Annotated in this window: 19 protein-coding genes; 10 read left to right on the top strand and 9 right to left on the bottom strand. The window is 54.5% G+C overall.

Features of this window, described 5'->3' with window-relative positions; translation table 11 throughout:
• Nucleotides 1–48 precede the first annotated feature (48 nt).
• The 5 genes from trpE to ACZRJQ_RS20060 all read left to right on the top strand — a co-directional run bounded on the left by trpE (nt 49) and on the right by ACZRJQ_RS20060 (nt 4867).
• The gene (gene trpE, locus ACZRJQ_RS20080; RefSeq protein WP_463980050.1) at nt 49–1536 is read left to right on the top strand and encodes an anthranilate synthase component I; all 1488 of its coding nucleotides are present in this window, start codon (nt 49–51) and stop codon (nt 1534–1536) included.
• Between the two features lie 11 nt (nt 1537–1547).
• Nucleotides 1548–2141 (top strand): aminodeoxychorismate/anthranilate synthase component II, encoded by a 594-nt coding sequence (locus tag ACZRJQ_RS20075; protein ID WP_463980049.1) that lies wholly within the window; start codon nt 1548–1550, stop codon nt 2139–2141.
• A 9-nt stretch (nt 2142–2150) separates the two neighbouring features.
• The gene (gene trpD, locus ACZRJQ_RS20070; RefSeq protein ID WP_463980048.1) at nt 2151–3200 is read left to right on the top strand and encodes an anthranilate phosphoribosyltransferase; all 1050 of its coding nucleotides are present in this window, start codon (nt 2151–2153) and stop codon (nt 3198–3200) included.
• Nucleotides 3197–4033 carry an indole-3-glycerol phosphate synthase TrpC gene (gene trpC, locus ACZRJQ_RS20065; RefSeq protein WP_463980047.1) on the top strand — a complete coding sequence of 279 codons (837 nt, stop codon included), beginning with the start codon at nt 3197–3199 and terminating at the stop codon, nt 4031–4033. The genes trpD and trpC overlap by 4 nt, the downstream gene beginning before the upstream one ends.
• Before the next feature lie 132 nt (nt 4034–4165).
• The gene (locus tag ACZRJQ_RS20060) at nt 4166–4867 is read left to right on the top strand and encodes a lipoate--protein ligase family protein (RefSeq protein ID WP_463980046.1); all 702 of its coding nucleotides are present in this window, start codon (nt 4166–4168) and stop codon (nt 4865–4867) included.
• Here ACZRJQ_RS20060 and crp read toward each other — a convergent pair.
• Nucleotides 4864–5508, bottom strand: coding sequence for a cAMP-activated global transcriptional regulator CRP (gene crp, locus ACZRJQ_RS20055; RefSeq protein ID WP_463980045.1), 645 nt, complete (start codon nt 5506–5508; stop codon nt 4864–4866). The genes ACZRJQ_RS20060 and crp overlap by 4 nt on opposite strands.
• A 221-nt stretch (nt 5509–5729) precedes the next feature.
• On the opposite strand from crp, the gene ACZRJQ_RS20050 reads away from it, so the two are divergent.
• Together ACZRJQ_RS20050 and speD are read left to right on the top strand one after the other, a co-directional pair.
• On the top strand, nt 5730–6152 hold the full coding sequence (locus ACZRJQ_RS20050) for an OsmC family protein (RefSeq protein WP_463980044.1): 423 nt from the start codon (nt 5730–5732) through the stop codon (nt 6150–6152).
• A 240-nt stretch (nt 6153–6392) separates the two neighbouring features.
• Nucleotides 6393–7184, top strand: coding sequence for an adenosylmethionine decarboxylase (gene speD / locus ACZRJQ_RS20045; RefSeq protein WP_463980043.1), 792 nt, complete (start codon nt 6393–6395; stop codon nt 7182–7184).
• A gap of 61 nt (nt 7185–7245) precedes the next feature.
• Here speD and coq7 read toward each other — a convergent pair whose 3' ends face one another.
• The 6 genes from coq7 to hemJ all read right to left on the bottom strand — a co-directional run bounded on the left by coq7 (nt 7246) and on the right by hemJ (nt 11291).
• Nucleotides 7246–7893 carry a 2-polyprenyl-3-methyl-6-methoxy-1,4-benzoquinone monooxygenase gene (gene coq7, locus ACZRJQ_RS20040; RefSeq protein WP_463980042.1) on the bottom strand — a complete coding sequence of 216 codons (648 nt, stop codon included), beginning with the start codon at nt 7891–7893 and terminating at the stop codon, nt 7246–7248.
• A 128-nt stretch (nt 7894–8021) separates the two neighbouring features.
• Nucleotides 8022–8360, bottom strand: a complete 339-nt coding sequence (locus ACZRJQ_RS20035; protein WP_463980041.1) for a histidine triad nucleotide-binding protein — start codon at nt 8358–8360, stop codon at nt 8022–8024.
• Nucleotides 8361–8428: 68 nt separating this feature from the next.
• Nucleotides 8429–9217 (bottom strand): SDR family NAD(P)-dependent oxidoreductase, encoded by a 789-nt coding sequence (locus ACZRJQ_RS20030; protein ID WP_463980040.1) that lies wholly within the window; start codon nt 9215–9217, stop codon nt 8429–8431.
• Between the two features lie 76 nt (nt 9218–9293).
• Nucleotides 9294–9809: a DUF805 domain-containing protein gene (locus tag ACZRJQ_RS20025; protein WP_463980039.1), complete on the bottom strand. Its 516-nt coding sequence runs from the start codon at nt 9807–9809 to the stop codon at nt 9294–9296.
• A gap of 57 nt (nt 9810–9866) precedes the next feature.
• Complete coding sequence (locus ACZRJQ_RS20020) at nt 9867–10832, bottom strand: NAD(P)H-dependent flavin oxidoreductase (protein WP_463980038.1); 966 nt, start codon at nt 10830–10832, stop codon at nt 9867–9869.
• 30 nt (nt 10833–10862) lie between these two features.
• Complete coding sequence (hemJ, locus tag ACZRJQ_RS20015) at nt 10863–11291, bottom strand: protoporphyrinogen oxidase HemJ (protein WP_463980037.1); 429 nt, start codon at nt 11289–11291, stop codon at nt 10863–10865.
• A 134-nt stretch (nt 11292–11425) separates the two neighbouring features.
• On the opposite strand from hemJ, the gene argC reads away from it, so the two are divergent.
• Entirely contained in the window at nt 11426–12460 is a 1035-nt protein-coding gene (argC, locus tag ACZRJQ_RS20010) for an N-acetyl-gamma-glutamyl-phosphate reductase (RefSeq protein WP_463980036.1), read from the top strand.
• A gap of 147 nt (nt 12461–12607) precedes the next feature.
• Nucleotides 12608–12958, top strand: coding sequence for an iron-sulfur cluster insertion protein ErpA (erpA, locus tag ACZRJQ_RS20005; protein ID WP_463980035.1), 351 nt, complete (start codon nt 12608–12610; stop codon nt 12956–12958).
• 61 nt (nt 12959–13019) lie between these two features.
• On the opposite strand, the gene ACZRJQ_RS20000 is transcribed toward erpA, so the two are convergent.
• Together ACZRJQ_RS20000 and ACZRJQ_RS19995 are read right to left on the bottom strand one after the other, a co-directional pair.
• A complete protein-coding gene (locus ACZRJQ_RS20000; RefSeq protein WP_463980034.1) occupies nt 13020–14117 on the bottom strand; it encodes an anhydro-N-acetylmuramic acid kinase in 1098 nt (365 codons plus the stop codon).
• 3 nt (nt 14118–14120) lie between these two features.
• The gene (locus ACZRJQ_RS19995) at nt 14121–15521 is read right to left on the bottom strand and encodes a peptidoglycan DD-metalloendopeptidase family protein (protein WP_463980033.1); all 1401 of its coding nucleotides are present in this window, start codon (nt 15519–15521) and stop codon (nt 14121–14123) included.
• 213 nt (nt 15522–15734) lie between these two features.
• Here ACZRJQ_RS19995 and tyrS point away from each other — a divergent pair, with 213 nt between their 5' ends.
• A complete protein-coding gene (tyrS, locus tag ACZRJQ_RS19990; protein WP_463980032.1) occupies nt 15735–16943 on the top strand; it encodes a tyrosine--tRNA ligase in 1209 nt (402 codons plus the stop codon).
• The last annotated feature ends 90 nt before the right edge of the window (nt 16944–17033 follow it).

The following is a 17033-nucleotide window of genomic DNA, read 5'->3' as shown; positions in this document are numbered from 1 at the left end:
GCACGTTTGCATACCTGACTGTTTGACCCTCAGACCACGAGGCACCTCATGAATCGCGAAGAATTCTTGCGTTTGGCCGCTGCTGGCTATAACCGTATCCCGCTTGCACGTGAAACCCTTGCCGACTTCGACACCCCGCTGTCGATCTACCTCAAGCTGGCCGATCAGCCCAACTCCTATTTGCTGGAGTCGGTGCAAGGCGGCGAGAAGTGGGGCCGTTACTCGATCATTGGCTTGCCCTGCCGCACAGTGTTGCGTGTGCATGAGCAGCAAATCCGCGTCACCCACGACGGTGTTGAGATCGAGTCGCACGAAGCGCAAGACCCGCTGACTTTCGTTGAAGAGTTCAAGGCACGCTACAACGTGCCGACCATCGCTGGCTTGCCGCGTTTTAACGGTGGGTTGGTGGGCTATTTTGGCTATGACTGCGTGCGTTACGTGGAGAAGCGCTTGGGCAAGTGCCCGAACCCTGATCCGCTCGGCGTGCCGGATATTCTGCTGATGGTGTCGGATGCCGTGGTGGTGTTCGATAACCTGGCCGGCAAGATGCACGCGATTGTGTTGGTTGATCCTGCGCAGGCCGATGCCTACGAAGAAGGCCAGGCCCGCCTGGAAGCGTTGCTTGAGCAACTGCGCCAACCGATTGCGCCGCGCCGTGGCCTGGACTTCACCCAGCAGCAAGCGGCTGATCCGGTGTTCCGCTCCAGCTTCACACAAAGCGATTACGAAAAAGCGGTCGATACCATCAAGGACTACATCCTTGCAGGCGACTGCATGCAGGTCGTGCCGTCGCAACGTATGTCCATCGACTTCAAGGCTGCGCCGATTGATTTGTATCGCGCGCTGCGCTGCTTCAACCCAACGCCTTATATGTACTTCTTCAACTTTGGTGACTTCCACGTTGTGGGCAGCTCGCCAGAAGTGCTGGTGCGGGTTGAAGACAATCTGATTACCGTACGCCCGATTGCCGGGACGCGCCCACGGGGTGCGACTGAAGAAGCAGATCTGGCGCTCGAAGAAGACCTGCTCAGCGATGACAAAGAAATCGCCGAGCACCTGATGCTGATTGACCTCGGTCGTAACGACACGGGCCGCGTATCAGAGATCGGCTCGGTCAAGCTCACTGAAAAAATGGTCATCGAACGTTACTCCAACGTGATGCACATTGTGTCCAACGTGACCGGGCAGCTCAAAAGCGGGCTCACGGCGATGGACGCGTTGCGCGCAATTCTGCCTGCGGGCACCTTATCGGGTGCGCCGAAAATCCGGGCGATGGAAATCATCGATGAACTGGAGCCGGTCAAACGCGGCGTGTATGGCGGCGCAGTCGGTTACTTTGCCTGGAACGGCAACATGGACACGGCCATTGCCATTCGCACGGCAGTGATCAAAAACGGTGAGCTGCATGTACAAGCGGGCGGCGGCATTGTCGCTGACTCTGTACCGGCTCTGGAGTGGGAAGAGACGCTAAACAAACGCCGCGCGATGTTTCGTGCCGTAGCGCTCGCTGAACAAACCCCCGCGTCCGACGCCTGAGGAGCTTTGCCATGTTGCTGATGATCGATAATTACGACTCTTTTACTTACAACGTTGTGCAGTACCTCGGCGAGCTGGGTGCAGAGGTCAAGGTGGTGCGCAACGATGAGCTGACCGTGGCTCAAATCGAAGCGCTTAACCCTGAGCGCATTGTGGTTTCCCCTGGGCCGTGTACGCCCAATGAGGCGGGCATCTCCCTTGAGGCGATCAAACACTTTGCGGGCAAGCTGCCGATTTTGGGTGTGTGCCTTGGGCATCAATCCATCGGTCAGGCCTTTGGCGGCGATGTGGTGCGCGCTCGGCAAGTTATGCACGGCAAGACCAGTCCGGTTTTTCATCTCGACACGGGGGTGTTTCAAGGATTGAACAACCCGTTGACCGTGACCCGTTATCACTCGTTGGTGGTCAAGCGCGAAACCTTGCCGGACTGTCTGGAGTTGACGGCCTGGACGCAGCACGCTGATGACTCGGTTGACGAGATCATGGGGCTGCGCCACAAAACGCTGAATATCGAAGGGGTGCAATTTCACCCTGAATCGATCCTGACCGAACAAGGTCACGAATTGTTCGCCAACTTCCTCAAACAAACTGGCGGCACGCGCTAAGGACTTCATATGGATATCAAGACTGCCCTGAGCCGTATCGTCGGCCACCTCGACCTGAGCACTGATGAAATGCGCGATGTGATGCGCGACATCATGACGGGTCAATGCTCGGACGCGCAGATTGGCGCGTTCATGATGGGCATGCGCATGAAGAGCGAAAGCATCGATGAGATCGTCGGTGCCGTGACCGTCATGCGTGAGCTGGCAGATAAAGTAGAACTCAACACCCTCGATGGTGTGGTCGACATTGTTGGCACTGGCGGCGATGGGGCTAATATCTTTAACGTCTCGACAGCCTCGGCGTTTGTCATTGCGGCGGCGGGTTGCACAGTGGCCAAGCATGGCAATCGCGCGGTCTCGGGCAAAAGTGGCAGTGCCGATTTGCTTGAGGCGGCAGGGGTTTACCTGAACCTGACGCCGGTACAAGTGGCGCGCTGCATTGACAACGTCGGCATTGGCTTCATGTTTGCTCAGTCTCACCACGGCGCTATGAAACACGCTGCTATCCCACGCAAAGATCTGGGCCTGCGTACGCTGTTCAACATGCTCGGCCCGCTTACGAATCCGGCTGGAGTGTTGCATCAAGTGGTCGGTGTGTTCAGTCAGGCGTTGTGCCGACCGTTGGCTGAAGTGTTACAACGCTTGGGGAGCAAACACGTATTGGTCGTGCATTCACAAGATGGACTGGATGAATTCAGCTTGGCTGCACCGACCTTCGTCGCGGAGCTGCGCAAAGGTGAAATCACCGAGTATTGGGTTCAGCCTGAAGACTTGGGCATCAAGAGCCAAAGCTTGTTTGGTCTGGTGGTCGACAGCCCTGAGCAGTCGCTGGAGTTGATCCGTGATGCGTTGGATCGTCGTAAAACTGAGAACGGCCAAAAAGCGGCGGAAATGATTGTGCTTAATGCGGGGGCTGCACTGTACGCCGCTGATTTGGCATATACGCTCAAAGAGGGTGTAGCGCTGGCTCACGATGCGCTGCACACAGGTCTTGCCCGCGAAAAGCTCGAAGAGCTGGGTGCGTTTACCGCGATTTTCAAGCAGGAGAATGAAGCATGAGTGTGCCCACCGTTCTGGAAAATATTCTGGCGCGTAAGGTTCAGGAAGTGGCTGAGCGTAGCGCCCGCGTGAGCTTGGCCGATCTTGAACGTCAGGCCGCTCAAGCCGACCCTGTGCGTGGTTTTGCCAAAGCGCTGCTGGCGCAAGCCAAGCTGAAGCAGCCCGCAGTGATTGCTGAAATCAAAAAAGCATCGCCCAGCAAAGGTGTGATTCGCGAACACTTCGTGCCTGCCGAGATTGCTCAAAGTTACGAAAAGGGCGGCGCGACCTGTTTGTCAGTTTTGACTGATATCGATTACTTCCAAGGTGCCGATAGTTACCTGCAACAGGCGCGTGCCGCCTGCAAGTTGCCAGTGATTCGCAAGGACTTCATGATCGATCCGTATCAGATCGTTGAAGCGCGTGCATTGGGTGCTGATTGCGTGCTGTTGATCGTTTCTGCATTGGATGACGTGAAAATGGCTGAGCTTGCGGCCGTTGCCAAAAGCGTCGGGCTGGATGTCTTGGTTGAAGTGCACGACGGTGATGAGCTGGAACGCGCACTCAAAACCCTCGACACCCCGTTGGTGGGTATTAACAACCGTAACCTGCACACGTTTGAAGTCAGTCTTGAAACCACTTTGGATCTACTGCCGCGTGTCCCGCGTGATCGGTTGGTCATTACCGAAAGCGGGATTCTCAATCGGGCTGATGTCGAGCTGATGGAAATCAGCGAGGTTTATTCGTTCCTGGTCGGTGAAGCGTTTATGCGGGCAGAGCAACCCGGTGCAGAACTGCAGCGTTTGTTCTTCCCGGAGCGTGGTACGCCGGTGACAGGTTCTACGCTGGACTGATGCGTACGCCTGTAGAGGCGAGCTTGCTCGCGTTGCATAACGCGCAGTGTGTGACGTGCCGTAAAGGTGGCTCCGCGAGCAAGTTCCTATTCTGCGGGTGTGTGCCCCTTGTTTTGTTTGCTCAGGACACTTATGACGCTCATCCAGCAACTCACCGTCGAAGCCGGTCTTAAAGCCGAGCAGGATTTACTGGCCACAGTGTGTGCGGGCGATCTGCAAGCAGGGGTGTTGTTTTGGCAGCCCATTGACCATGCGCTGGTCATGCCTCGGCGATTGAGTCGCTTGCCGGGTTTTGAGCAAGCAAGTATTGAATTGGCCGCCAGTGGGTGGCCCATTTTATTGCGCGAAACGGGCGGCGAACCTGTCCCGCAATCAGCTTCAACAGTCAATATTGCATTGGTTTATGCGCCACCACGCAGTGAGGGCGATCATGGTCGTATTGAAACGGCGTACCGTCGTCTATGCGAGCCGATCTGTGATCTGCTCACAGCGCTAGGGGGCGACGCTTCTTTGGGGGAGGTTGAGGGCGCATTTTGCGATGGCCGCTTTAACGTCAATCTCAATTCCCGAAAGTTGGTGGGTACCGCGCAGCGCTGGCGTCAAAGCAAAGGCGGGCTGCGACCTGTCGGTTTGGTTCACGGGGCGCTGCTGCTTGATAACGAGCGTGAGTCGATGGTGGCGGCGGTCAATCGTTTCAATCAGCTGTGTGAGCTGGAGCAACGTTGTCGTCCCGAGAGTCATATTGCATTGCATGAGGTTTTTGACGCGCCGGACTTCTTCGAGCGCTTGAGTGCCAGCTATCAACAGATTCTGGCGCCCCTGCTCAAGCCTTAACGTGTGCCGTACACCACCATCGTTTTACCTTTGACGTCCACCAAGTTCTGTTCTTCCAGATCCTTGAGTACACGGCCCACCATTTCGCGTGAGCAGCCGACAATTCTGCCGATCTCTTGGCGAGTTATTTTGATTTGCATGCCGTCTGGGTGAGTCATGGCGTCGGGCTGTTTGCATAATTCGAGCAAGCACCGCGCCACGCGTCCTGTGACATCAAAGAACGCCAAGTCGCCGACTTTGCGTGTGGTGTTGCGCAAACGTTGTGCGATTTGCCCGCTGAGAGCGTAAAGAAGCTCGGGTTCTAGCTGCGCGTACTCTCTGAATTTTATGTAGCTGATTTCTGCGACTTCGCATTCAGTTTTGGCTCGCACCCAAGCACTACGCGTTTGCTCTTGCCCTGCCTGTTCGAACAACCCCAGCTCGCCAATAAAGTCGCCAGTGTTGAGGTAGGCGATGATCATTTCGCGGCCGTCATCATCTTCGATCAGGATGGTGACCGAGCCCTTAAGGATGAAAAACAGGGTTTGTGAGCGGTCGCCAGCACAAATGATATTGCTCTTGGCTTGGTAGCGCTTACGTTGGCAATGAGTCAGAAATTTGTCGAGGTTCTTGATCTTGGGTATGGGAGTAAGGGCAACCATGGTTGTATCCCGAAAACATGCACGGTGAGGGTTATATCTATTTTTATATAGAGCGTTTGCTGACTAGCGCCAGCGATTTGGCGCCAGCTTAACAGACGCATTCTGTCCGTATGGGAGAATTTTCCACCGGCCTTATAGGAGATTTGCCTTGGTGCCGTCAGCCATCAGTTTTTGACCCTGTGCTAAGCTGGCGCCCCTTTTAAAGCAGTGGAGTCTGGACGATGAAGGCGCGCATTCAATGGGCTGGCGAAGCCATGTTTCTTGGCGAATCAGGCAGTGGCCACGTCGTTGTGATGGACGGCCCACCTGAAAGCGGTGGTCGTAACCTTGGGGTTCGCCCAATGGAAATGCTGCTGCTGGGCCTTGGCGGTTGCAGTAACTTTGATGTCGTCAGCATCCTTAAAAAGTCGCGTCAGGCTGTTGAAAGCTGTGAAGCCTTTCTGGAGGCCGAGCGGGCCACTGAAGACCCTAAGGTTTTCACCAAGATTCACCTGCACTTTGTCGTCAAAGGTCGGGGCTTGAAAGAGGCCCAGGTCAAGCGTGCCATTGAGCTGTCTGCCGAGAAATACTGCTCAGCATCGATCATGCTCGGCGCAGCAGGCGTTGCCATCACGCACGATTACGAAATTATCGAATTGGGTTAAGTGGACATTCAATTTTCATAAATGCAATGCAGACTCTGGCGATCAGTCGCTGACGTCTGCATAATGCGCCACTTTTTTCAGGGTCGTGGCCGGGAATTTACCCAGTCACGCGTCCGAACAGATAACCAAAATCGCCATCGCGAAGAGGTGTTAACCGTCCTACGCAGGTGCGTCCTACGCACTTGACGGGCATGCTGGATCACGCGGCCGAGCCGCATCGACATAGAGAGTTTTATAACGGTGAAAAGCAAACTCAAGCTCCACGGGTTCAATAACCTGACAAAGACCTTGAGCTTCAACATCTATGACATCTGCTATGCGGAAACCCCGCAAGACCAGCAGGCATACGTTGAGTACATCAATCAAGAGTACGACGCAGAACGCCTGACGCAGATCCTTACAGATGTGGTTGATATCATTGGTGCCAACATCCTGAACATCGCTCGTCAGGATTACGATCCCCAAGGCGCCAGCGTGACTATTCTGATTTCGGAGCAGCCGGTAACACCTACCGAAAGCCAGATCGAAGAATCCCCAGGCCCGCTGCCCGAGACCATTCTGGCTCACCTCGACAAAAGTCATATCACGGTTCATACCTACCCGGAGATTCACCCGGTGGATGGGATTGCGACTTTCCGTGTGGATATTGACGTGTCGACGTGTGGCGTTATTTCACCGCTTAAAGCTCTCAACTATCTGATCCATCAGTTTGATTCGGATATTGTGACCGTCGATTACCGCGTACGCGGTTTCACGCGTGACATTGAAGGTAAAAAACACTTCATTGATCACGAGATCAATTCGATACAGAACTACCTTTCCGAAGACACTCGCGACGGTTATCAAATGACCGACGTTAATGTGTACCAAGAGAACTTGTTCCACACCAAGATGCTGCTCAAGGACTTCGAACTGGATAACTACCTGTTCGGCGACGCGACCAGCAACCTGTCGGTGGAGCAGCGTGCTCAGGTCACTGAGCGTGTGAAGCACGAAATGCTTGAAATCTTTTACGCGCGCAACATGTCGTAAAGTTTGAGCAATAAAAAAGGCGGCTACCGAGAGGTAGCCGCCTTTTTGCGTTTTGTGGGCGTTAGATGCGGTATGTGCTTTTGGTCATGACTTTTGCCATCAGGCTCATACCGAACTTGACCGGTGCAGGGAAGCGGAACCCCCCAGCCTGTAAAGCTGATTCGGCATGGTGTTCTTCGTCAATACGCATCTGCTCAAGAATTGCTCGAGACTTTTCGTCTTCGGCGGGCAACTGCTCAAGGTGTTCGTTGAGGTGCTTGCACACCTGATCTTCAGTCGCAGCCACAAAGCCCAAGCTGACTTTGTCGCTAATCAGCCCGGCAACGGCACCGATCCCGAAGGACATGCCGTAGAACAGAGGGTTCAGCACACTTGGATGGCTGCCCAATTGGCGGATACGCTGCTCACACCAGGCCAAATGGTCGATTTCTTCTTCGGCAGCATGCTCCATTGCTTCGCGCACATGGGGCAACTTGGCGGTCAGCGCTTGGCCTTGATACAGCGCCTGAGCACAGACTTCGCCGGTATGGTTGATGCGCATTAGCCCGGCAACATGGCGAGTGGCTTGTTCGCTCAGCGGGTTTTCAGGTTTTACGATGGCAGGCGATGGGCGATGCGGTTGGCCGCTGAAGGGCAGCAGCGTGCGCATGGCGGTATCGGCCTGAAGCAGAAGACGGTCAATCGGCGAGTAGTGACGTTGGGTAGTCATGCTTACCTCCGGTAAAAATCACGGCGGCCAGTTTACCCCAATCGGGCGTCTAGGGTTTGCGTTGGATCATGCGATGAGCAGGGGGAGCACAGTGGCTCCCACTGTTAGTCAGCAGGGTTGAGCGCCAATCAGCCCGGAGGCCAGTTCATCTGACGTTGACCCAGAACGTGCATGTGAATGTGGTAGACCGTTTGGCCTCCGTCTTCATTGCAGTTCATCACTACGCGGAATCCTTTTTCGCAGCCTTGTTCTACGGCCAGACGTTGGGCTGTGAACAGGATATGACCCGCCAGTAGCTTGTCTTCTTCGGTCAGGTCGTTGAGGGTGCGGATCGGTTTTTTGGGGATGACCAAAAAATGCACAGGCGCTTGGGGTGCAATATCGTGAAAGGCCAGCACCTGATCATCTTCATAGATGATCTTGGCCGGAATTTCACGGTTGATGATCTTGGTGAACAGAGTATCCAAAGCTGTCTCTCCGTAGGTAAGGTCCGGCCTGAGTGTACTCAGGACTGCCTCAGGCGCCCAGCCCAAGGCTAGCGGGGGCAGTAAGATTTGTTGACAGAAGCGGCGATTTTTCGTGTTAGCCAACGTGAAAGCACGCGAGGGATGCGGGTTAACCAGCGATTGCGCCAGCCGGGCATGATGATGGCCTTGTTTTTTTCTAGCGCCCGAACGGTATAGAGAGCGACTTCTTCAGGGCTCATGGCGTTACGGTTTTGTGTGACGTTATCGACGTTCATGTTGGCCGCATCGAAAAAGCCTGTGCGAGTGATGCCGGGGCAAAGCACTGAGACCTTGATTCCGGTTTTCTTCACTTCTTCGCGCAAGCCTTCTGAAAAGTGCAGCACATAGGCTTTGCTGGCGAAATAAGTACTGAGCCAAGGCCCAGGCTGGTAAGCGGCGATTGAGGAAACATTGAGGATCTGTCCGCCGCCTTGAACTGCCATCATGTTGCCGATGGCGTGGCACATCCGCGTTAAGGCCAGGATGTTGAGCTCAATCAAGTCTTGCTCGGCACTCCAGTCGTGGGCCAGAAATGGCCCACAGGTGCCGATGCCTGCACAGTTGACCAAGAGGTCGATTTGCCGATCACCTTCTTCGAGTTCCAGTAGAAAACCTGAAAGCCGTAAAGGCTCGCCCAAGTCGCATGCGCGGAATAAAACTTCGACACCAAAACGTTGAGTCAGCTCCAGTGCGATGGTTTCCAGTGCGTCCCGTTGACGTGCCACCAGAATCAGGCTGCGGCCTCGGCGGGCAAGAGCTTCAGCCAAGGCCAAGCCAATGCCACTTGAGGCGCCAGTGATTAAAGCGTAACGGGTCATGCTGTTCTCCATCGCAACGGTGCAGTCCGGTGACAATGATGTCCCTGGCATTAACGCGTTCTTAAAGATGCAGAGTCTACAGGCTGTAGCCGTTGGTTGCGTTGATTAGCGAGCTCATCATGCCCATCGCAAAGGCGGCAATGGTAATGAGCGTGCCCAGGATCATCAGAATGATGCAGATCCAGCCCAAAACGTTAACGGCAGGGCTGTTTGCTGGGGGTGGAGGGCCGTATTTGTTTGGCCCCGGTGTGCCCGGCATCAAGAGCAGCACAATGGACAGTACCAGGTTTGCAATCGGAACCAAGTGCAAGAGCAGCATCCACGCGGACCAGTTAAGGTCGTGCAAGCGCTGGGCACTGATTCTGATGCACAGCACCAGGTAGGCAATACCCAGCGCACCCAATATAGAAATGCTCAGCGTTGGCGAGGACTGGACAACCAGCATCATGATTAACGCGGCGACCATGTAGATCGTCGAGAGCACAAGGTTCCAGGCCAGCAAGCGCATACGGCCGATCCGACCGTCAAAACCGAATACATCCAGTTTTGCTTCGGGGGCTTGAGGGGATTTATCCAAGCGGAGTTCAGGCATTGTGGCTTCCATGTCATAGCTTCCAAAAAACCTGCCTTTGGTGGCAGGTTCGAGTTTTCAGTGGTGCGGCCAATGTTTCGATAGATGGGAAGTCAGGCTTAGAGCCTTGCGGTACTCCTCATCCAGTCGTGCGATCAACTCATCCATTGCAGGCAGGTCGTGAATCTCTCCAACACCTTGGCCAGCAGACCATACTGTTTTCCAAGCCTTGGCTTCGTCATTGAGCGGTTTTAACGTATTGCTTGTTAGCGCTTTGCCTTGCAGTGAAGCAAGGTCGAAGCCCGCGTTTTCGAGGCTTTGGCGCATAAAACTGGCAGGTACACCCGAGACAGCGGGGGTGTGGATGATATCGGCCGCGCGGGATGCTAACAGCATTTGCTTGTAGGCGTCCGGGGCGTGGCTTTCTTGGGTGCCGATAAAGCGGGTGCCCAAGTAGGCAAGGTCGGCACCTAAAATCTGTGCGGCAAGGACTTCATGCCCGTGGTTGAGGCAACCCGCGAGCAGTACGGTTTTGTCGAAAAACTGACGAATTTCTGCCACAAGGGCAAATGGGCTCCAAGTGCCTGCATGCCCACCTGCACCCGCCGCAACGGCAATCAGGCCATCGACACCTGCCTCGGCGGCTTTTTCGGCGTGACGGCGGGTCGTGACATCATGAAACACAAGACCGCCATAGCTGTGCACGGCGTCGACAACTTCCTTTGCGGCGCCAAGGCTGGTGATCACAATGGGCACTTTGTGGTCAATGCAAATGGCCAGGTCAGCCTGAAACCGCGGGTTACTGTTGTGCACAATTAGGTTCACGGCGTAGGGGGCGGGGTTTGTCAGTGTCGCGAGCCCTGCTTCGATTTCTTCCAGCCAGGCCTTGAAACCGCTGCTCTCGCGCTGATTGAGCGCGGGGAAGCTACCCACCACGCCGTTGCGGCAACAGGCGAGTACCAACTGCGGATTGGAGATCAAGAACATGGGGGCTGCCACTACCGGCAGTCGCAGGCGTTTTTCAAGCAGGGCGGGCAGTGACATTGGATAACCTTTATTAGCGGTGGGTTGGACTTAAAACGGTTTGACCACTACCAAAATTACGATGGCCAGCAAAAACACGACCGGTACTTCATTGAACCAACGGTAGAACACATGGCTGCGTTTGTTCTCGCCGCGAGCAAAGCGTTTTACCTGTGCGCCACACATGTGGTGATAGCCGATGAGTAGCACCACCAACGTCAACTTGGCGTGCATCCAGCCTTGGCTGAAGTAACCACTTGGGTTAAGGCTGATCAGCCAGCCGCCGAAAACCAGAGTGGCGATCATTGCCGGGCCCATGATGCCTCGATACAGCTTGCGCTCCATTAGGCTGAAGCGCTCTTTGCTGACGGAGTCTTCGCTTTGTGCGTGGTAAACAAACAGGCGCGGAAGGTAAAACAGCCCAGCAAACCAGCAGACAATGCTGATGATGTGGAAGGCTTTGAGCCATAGATAAAGCATTTTTAGTTATTCCCAGGTTCACGGTAGGTCGAATAGTAGTAGTAGAGCGTCCGGGAGTCACCTTGGCGGTTGTCGCAGGGGCGTGCTGTCCCTATTATCAGAGGCTTTCCAGTGGGTTCGTTGAGGGGCAGGTTATGGTTAAGGTCGGTATTGTCGGCGGCACGGGTTACACCGGTGTCGAGTTGCTGCGTTTGTTGGCGCAGCATCCGCAAGCAGAAGTGGTTGTTATCACTTCTCGATCCGAGGCTGGCCTGCCAGTTGCTGATATGTACCCCAACCTGCGTGGTCACTATGATGGCTTGGCCTTCAGTGTGCCGGACACGCAGACTCTGGCGGCTTGCGACGTAGTCTTCTTCGCAACTCCCCATGGTGTGGCGCATGCTCTGGCAGGTGAACTGCTGGCGGCTGGCACTAAGGTCATTGATCTGTCGGCGGACTTCCGCTTGCAGGACGCCGATGAGTGGGCCAAGTGGTACGGTCAGCCTCACGGTGCGCCTGAGCTGCTGAATGAGGCGGTATACGGTTTGCCAGAAGTGAATCGTGAGCAGATCAAACAGGCTCGACTGATCGCGGTCCCAGGTTGCTACCCAACAGCAACCCAGTTGGGGTTTCTGCCTTTGCTGGAGGCTGGTTTGGCTGATACCTCGTTGTTGATTGCCGACTGTAAATCCGGTGTGAGTGGTGCGGGGCGTGGTGCCAGTGTGGGTTCGCTGTATGCCGAAACCTCAGAGAGCATGAAAGCTTATGCGGTTAAAGGTCATCGCCATTTGCCGGAAATCCGTCAAGGATTGCGTCGTGCAGCAGGCAAGGATGTCGGGCTGACGTTCGTCCCACACTTGACCCCAATGATTCGTGGTATTCACTCCACGTTGTACGCAACAGTCGTTGATCGCTCAGTGGACTTGCAGGCATTGTTTGAAAAACGTTACGCCAATGAGCCATTTGTTGATGTGATGCCCGCAGGTAGCCACCCGGAAACACGCAGTGTGCGTGGAGCGAATGTGTGCCGGATTGCGGTGCATCGTCCTCAGGATGGCGATCTGGTTGTGGTGTTGTCGGTGATCGACAACTTGGTCAAGGGCGCTTCTGGCCAGGCGGTTCAGAACATGAACATTCTGTTTGGGCTGGATGAGTGTTTGGGGCTGTCCCACGCTGGGATGCTGCCTTAAACCTGCGGCCCGTTTGAGGTGGCAGGCTGCATCTGTAGAGCTGGAGCTTGCCGTTGCTACTTATGAATAGTTGACCGCTTTTCTAGGAGAAGCGGATAATGCGCGTCATCACGCATTATGGCGGCATAGCGCCGGGAGATAGTCAGCATGAGCGTCGAATCCTTCACCCCCATGGCTTTGCAATTCACCGAAGGTGCTGCGCACAAGGTGAAGAGCCTGGTCGATGAAGAGGGTAATGATCGTTTGAAGTTGCGCGTATTTGTTACGGGCGGCGGTTGTTCCGGGTTTCAGTACGGTTTTACCTTCGATGAAGAAGTGGCCGATGACGACACTATTGTTGAGCGCGAAGGCGTTAGCTTGGTGGTCGATCCGATGAGCTTCCAGTACTTGGCAGGTGCCGAGGTGGATTATCAGGAAGGTCTGGAAGGCTCGCGCTTTGTCATCAAGAACCCGAATGCAAGCACGACATGTGGTTGCGGGTCGTCGTTCTCGATTTAATTGCGCAGTTCAGCTTCACCCTGAACGCCGCGTCTATTCGCGGCGTTTTGCTATCTGCCATTCAGGCCGGATAGATACCGCCCAGCACGCGTAAGCCTCGGGCGCCGGTCACGCTAGGGCGATTGGCGGGGATGTTTTCGAGGCAGCAGTGTGCAAGCCATGCAAAGGCCATTGCCTCAACCCAGTCCGGATCAACGCCTTTGGTCAGAGTGCTGCTCACTTGGGTGTGTACAAGTAAGCTCGCCAGCCTGGCCATGAGTGCAGCATTGTGAGCACCGCCGCCGCAGACCAGTAATTCATCGGTATGAGGCTGCGCTGTTTGAAGTGACTGAGCGATAGTTGACGCAGTGAGTTCAAGCAGGGTTGCTTGTACGTTTTGCGGATAGATGCTGGGCAGGCTGAGCAGATGGTGTTTTAGCCAAGCAAGGTTAAATACCTCGCGGCCAGTGCTTTTAGGGCCTTTGGTTTGGAAGAACGGGTCCTGGAGTAATACTTGCAAGAGCCTTGTATCTACTGCGCCGCTGGCTGCCCACTCTCCGTTTCGGTCATAAAGTTCGCCGCACTGCTCTTGGATCCAGGCATCAAGCAGAACATTTCCGGGGCCGCAGTCGAATCCAGAGACGGGATCTGTTGGGTTTATCAGGCTTAGATTGCTGAATCCCCCTACGTTCAAGATCGCTCTGTTGCCGGGGCTGTCTGCGAACAAGGCCTCATGAAACGCTGGAACCAAGGGCGCGCCTTGGCCGCCTGCTGCAACATCGCGGCGTCGAAAGTCACCCACCACACAAATGTTGGTTAGTTCTGCCAATAAGGCAGGGTTGCCAATTTGCACGGTAAAGCCTTGGGCGGGCTCGTGCCGGATGGTCTGCCCGTGGCTGCCAATCGCACGGATGTCTCGGGCGGTTAGTTGTTGCAGCTCAAGAAGAGCTGCGATGCCTTGGGCTGCTAGTTCAACCCAACGATTCTCAGCGATGGCACTGCGGGCTATTTCGTCAGCCCCGCTGCTACACAGCCCCAGTATTTCTGCGCGCATGGCTTCGGGCATTGGAATGTAGTGGCTGGCAAGCAGCTTAATACTCGTCCTGGCCTCTAGCTCAACCAGTGCGATGTCCAGGCCATCTAGACTGGTTCCTGACATCACCCCTATATACAGAGTCATTGCTTAGCGCTTGCTCGAGGCCAACAGGGTGGCCTTTTCTTGATTCATGCGGGCCATCAGTGGCTGGCTTTGTTGCATGAATCGAGAGCGTTCGTTTTTCGCAATAGGGTCAGCCATCGGTAGCTTCTGGCCCAATGGATCTACGTGTACGCCGTTGACCTGAAACTCATAGTGCAGGTGTGGGCCGGTGGATAGGCCTGTCGTACCGATGTAGCCAATGACTTGACCTTGTTTGACCGTGCCGCCAGTTTTAACGCCTTTGGCGAAACCCTGCATATGGCCGTAAAGCGTGCGGTAGGTGTTGCCGTGTTGAATGATCACGGTGTTGCCGTAGCCGCCACGACGACCCGCAAGCAGCACTTTTCCGTCACCGGCGGCCTTGATTGGGGTGCCGCGAGGTGCAGCATAATCTACGCCTTTGTGGGCGCGGATTTTGTTGAGAATAGGGTGCTTACGGCCCGCAGAGAAACGTGAGCTGATGCGTGCAAAATCAACAGGTGTCCGGATAAAAGCCTTACGCATACTGTTGCCATCAGCTGTGTAGTAATTGCTGATGCCTTGCTTATTGGTATAGCGCACTGCGGTGTAAGTTTTGCCACGGTTGGTGAAGCGCGCAGACAAGATATTGCCCGTGCCTACAGTTTTACCATTGGCTACTTTTTGCTCGTAGATCACTTCGAACTGATCGCCAGGGCGAATATCCTGCGCAAAATCGATGTCGTAGCCGAACACTTTAGCCATATCCATCGTGGTGCTATGCGGCAGGCCGGCACGCTGTCCAGAGGCGGAAAGTGAACTGCTGATCACGCCGTGAGCATAGGCTGAGCGCACTGTTGGAAGCGTAGTTACGCGGCGAAACGTAAACCCCTTGGCATTCTTGCTTAGGGTGATGGTTTCCAGGTCGCTGACTTGGCTGTGCAGGTTCTTCAGCTGGCCGTCAGAGCCCATTTCAAATTCGAGTTTTTGTCCATGTTTAAGTTGGCTGAATTGCTTGGCTTGCTTATCGCTAGCCAGAACTTCGTGCACTGAAGCCGCCGGCAAGCCAACCTTTTCAAAAAGTGTCGAAAGAGTGTCGCCTTTAGCCACTATCACTTCACGATGGTTTGGTTGTTTCTGTTCTTCGGTCTTGGTCGTTGCGGTTACTGGCGTGTCTTGCTGTTCAATCTGTGCAAATGGCGATGGATTGGCTTCATTTGTGGCTTGAACACGTTCGCCAGCGTCTTGTTCTTGTGTCAGTTGTTCAGCGGGGCTTTCCAGCTCCAGATTTAGAGTCGTTCTTTTGGCTTCTACTTCGCTGGAGGGGAATACCAGCAAGGCCAAGCTTAAGAGGGCGGCGATACCACTTGCGGCGAGCAGGTGGGTCTTCGGATAAAGCGGTGGCGCTTTAGGCGGTTGACTGGTCATAGATAATTTGACTTTGAGATAAAGGATGAATTGGAAAAGATGACTGACATAGTGAAGATGAAATAACTGTATAAAATATAACCAAATCACCCTTGAAGCAAGTCCGCGAGTCTTTCTCGGACGGATAGCTGTCCGTGTGCCCGCCAGAACTTGTAATTAGTCCCTGATCTTGTATGGTTGGTTCCCTTTGAATTTGAGCCTTACGGGTCTGATATGAAGTCGGTAGAAGAGCAGCTAGCGCTAATTAAGCGTGGTGCCGAAGAGGTACTGGTCGAGTCTGAGTTGGTCGAGAAATTAAAGCGCGGTCAGCCACTGCGTATTAAGGCTGGATTCGACCCAACTGCGCCCGATCTGCACTTGGGGCATACCGTCCTTATTAATAAGCTGCGTCAGTTCCAGGAGCTGGGTCATCACGTCATCTTCCTTATTGGTGACTTCACTGGGATGATCGGTGATCCGAGTGGTAAGAGCGCAACGCGTCCGCCGCTGACTCGCGAGCAAGTGCTCGATAACGCTGAGACCTATAAGACGCAAGTCTTCAAGATTCTTGATCCTGCTAAAACCGAGGTGGCATTCAATTCCACCTGGATGGATCAGATGGGGCCTGCGGACTTCATTCGTTTAACGTCCCAGTACACTGTTGCTCGCATGCTAGAGCGCGATGATTTTGACAAGCGCTACACCACCAATCAGCCAATTGCTATTCATGAGTTCCTTTATCCGCTGGTGCAGGGGTATGACTCGGTTGCGTTGCGGGCGGATGTTGAGTTGGGCGGCACCGATCAGAAGTTCAACTTGCTGATGGGGCGCGAGTTGCAGCGCGGTTATGGTCAAGAGGCACAGTGCATTGTGACCATGCCGCTGCTTGAGGGGTTAGATGGCGTCAAGAAGATGTCTAAATCTCTGGGCAACTATGTAGGTATTCAGGAAGCGCCGGGCGTGATGTACAGCAAGCTTGTGTCTATCCCTGATGCTTTGATGTGGCGCTACTTTGAACTGCTGAGCTTTCGTTCGATGGACGAAATCAATGGGTTCAAGGCTGATGTTGAGGCGGGAGCTAATCCGCGCGATATCAAGATCAAGTTGGCTGAAGAAATTGTGGCGCGATTCCATGGCGAGGAAGCGGCTGCCAATGCGCATCGAGGTGCGGGCAATCGCATGAAGGATGGCGAGCTGCCAGATGATCTGCCGGAGATTGAGCTGACCGCAACAGAGGATATGCCTATTGCGGCTGTTCTCAATAAGGCTGGGCTAGTCAAGAACTCTGCGGTCGCGCGTGACTTGCTGGGTTCGGGTGGGGTGCGTATAGATGGTGAGGTGGTAGATCGCAGCTATATATATGAGCTGGGCTCGACACATGTCTGTCAGGCTGGCAAGAAGGCTTTTGCGCGTATTACGCTAAAAGCTGAAATGAGTGCTTGACCTAGAATTCTAACGGCCTATAATTCGCCCCACTTCCGGCGCAGTCGAAACGGAAAACTCCTTGAGTATCAATGAGTTGTACGGTTTTCG

Source organism: Pseudomonas sp. E315, from assembly GCF_055406205.1.
The sequence above is the reverse complement of the archived record's forward strand: the minus strand, read 5'-3'. Positions and strand labels throughout refer to the sequence as shown.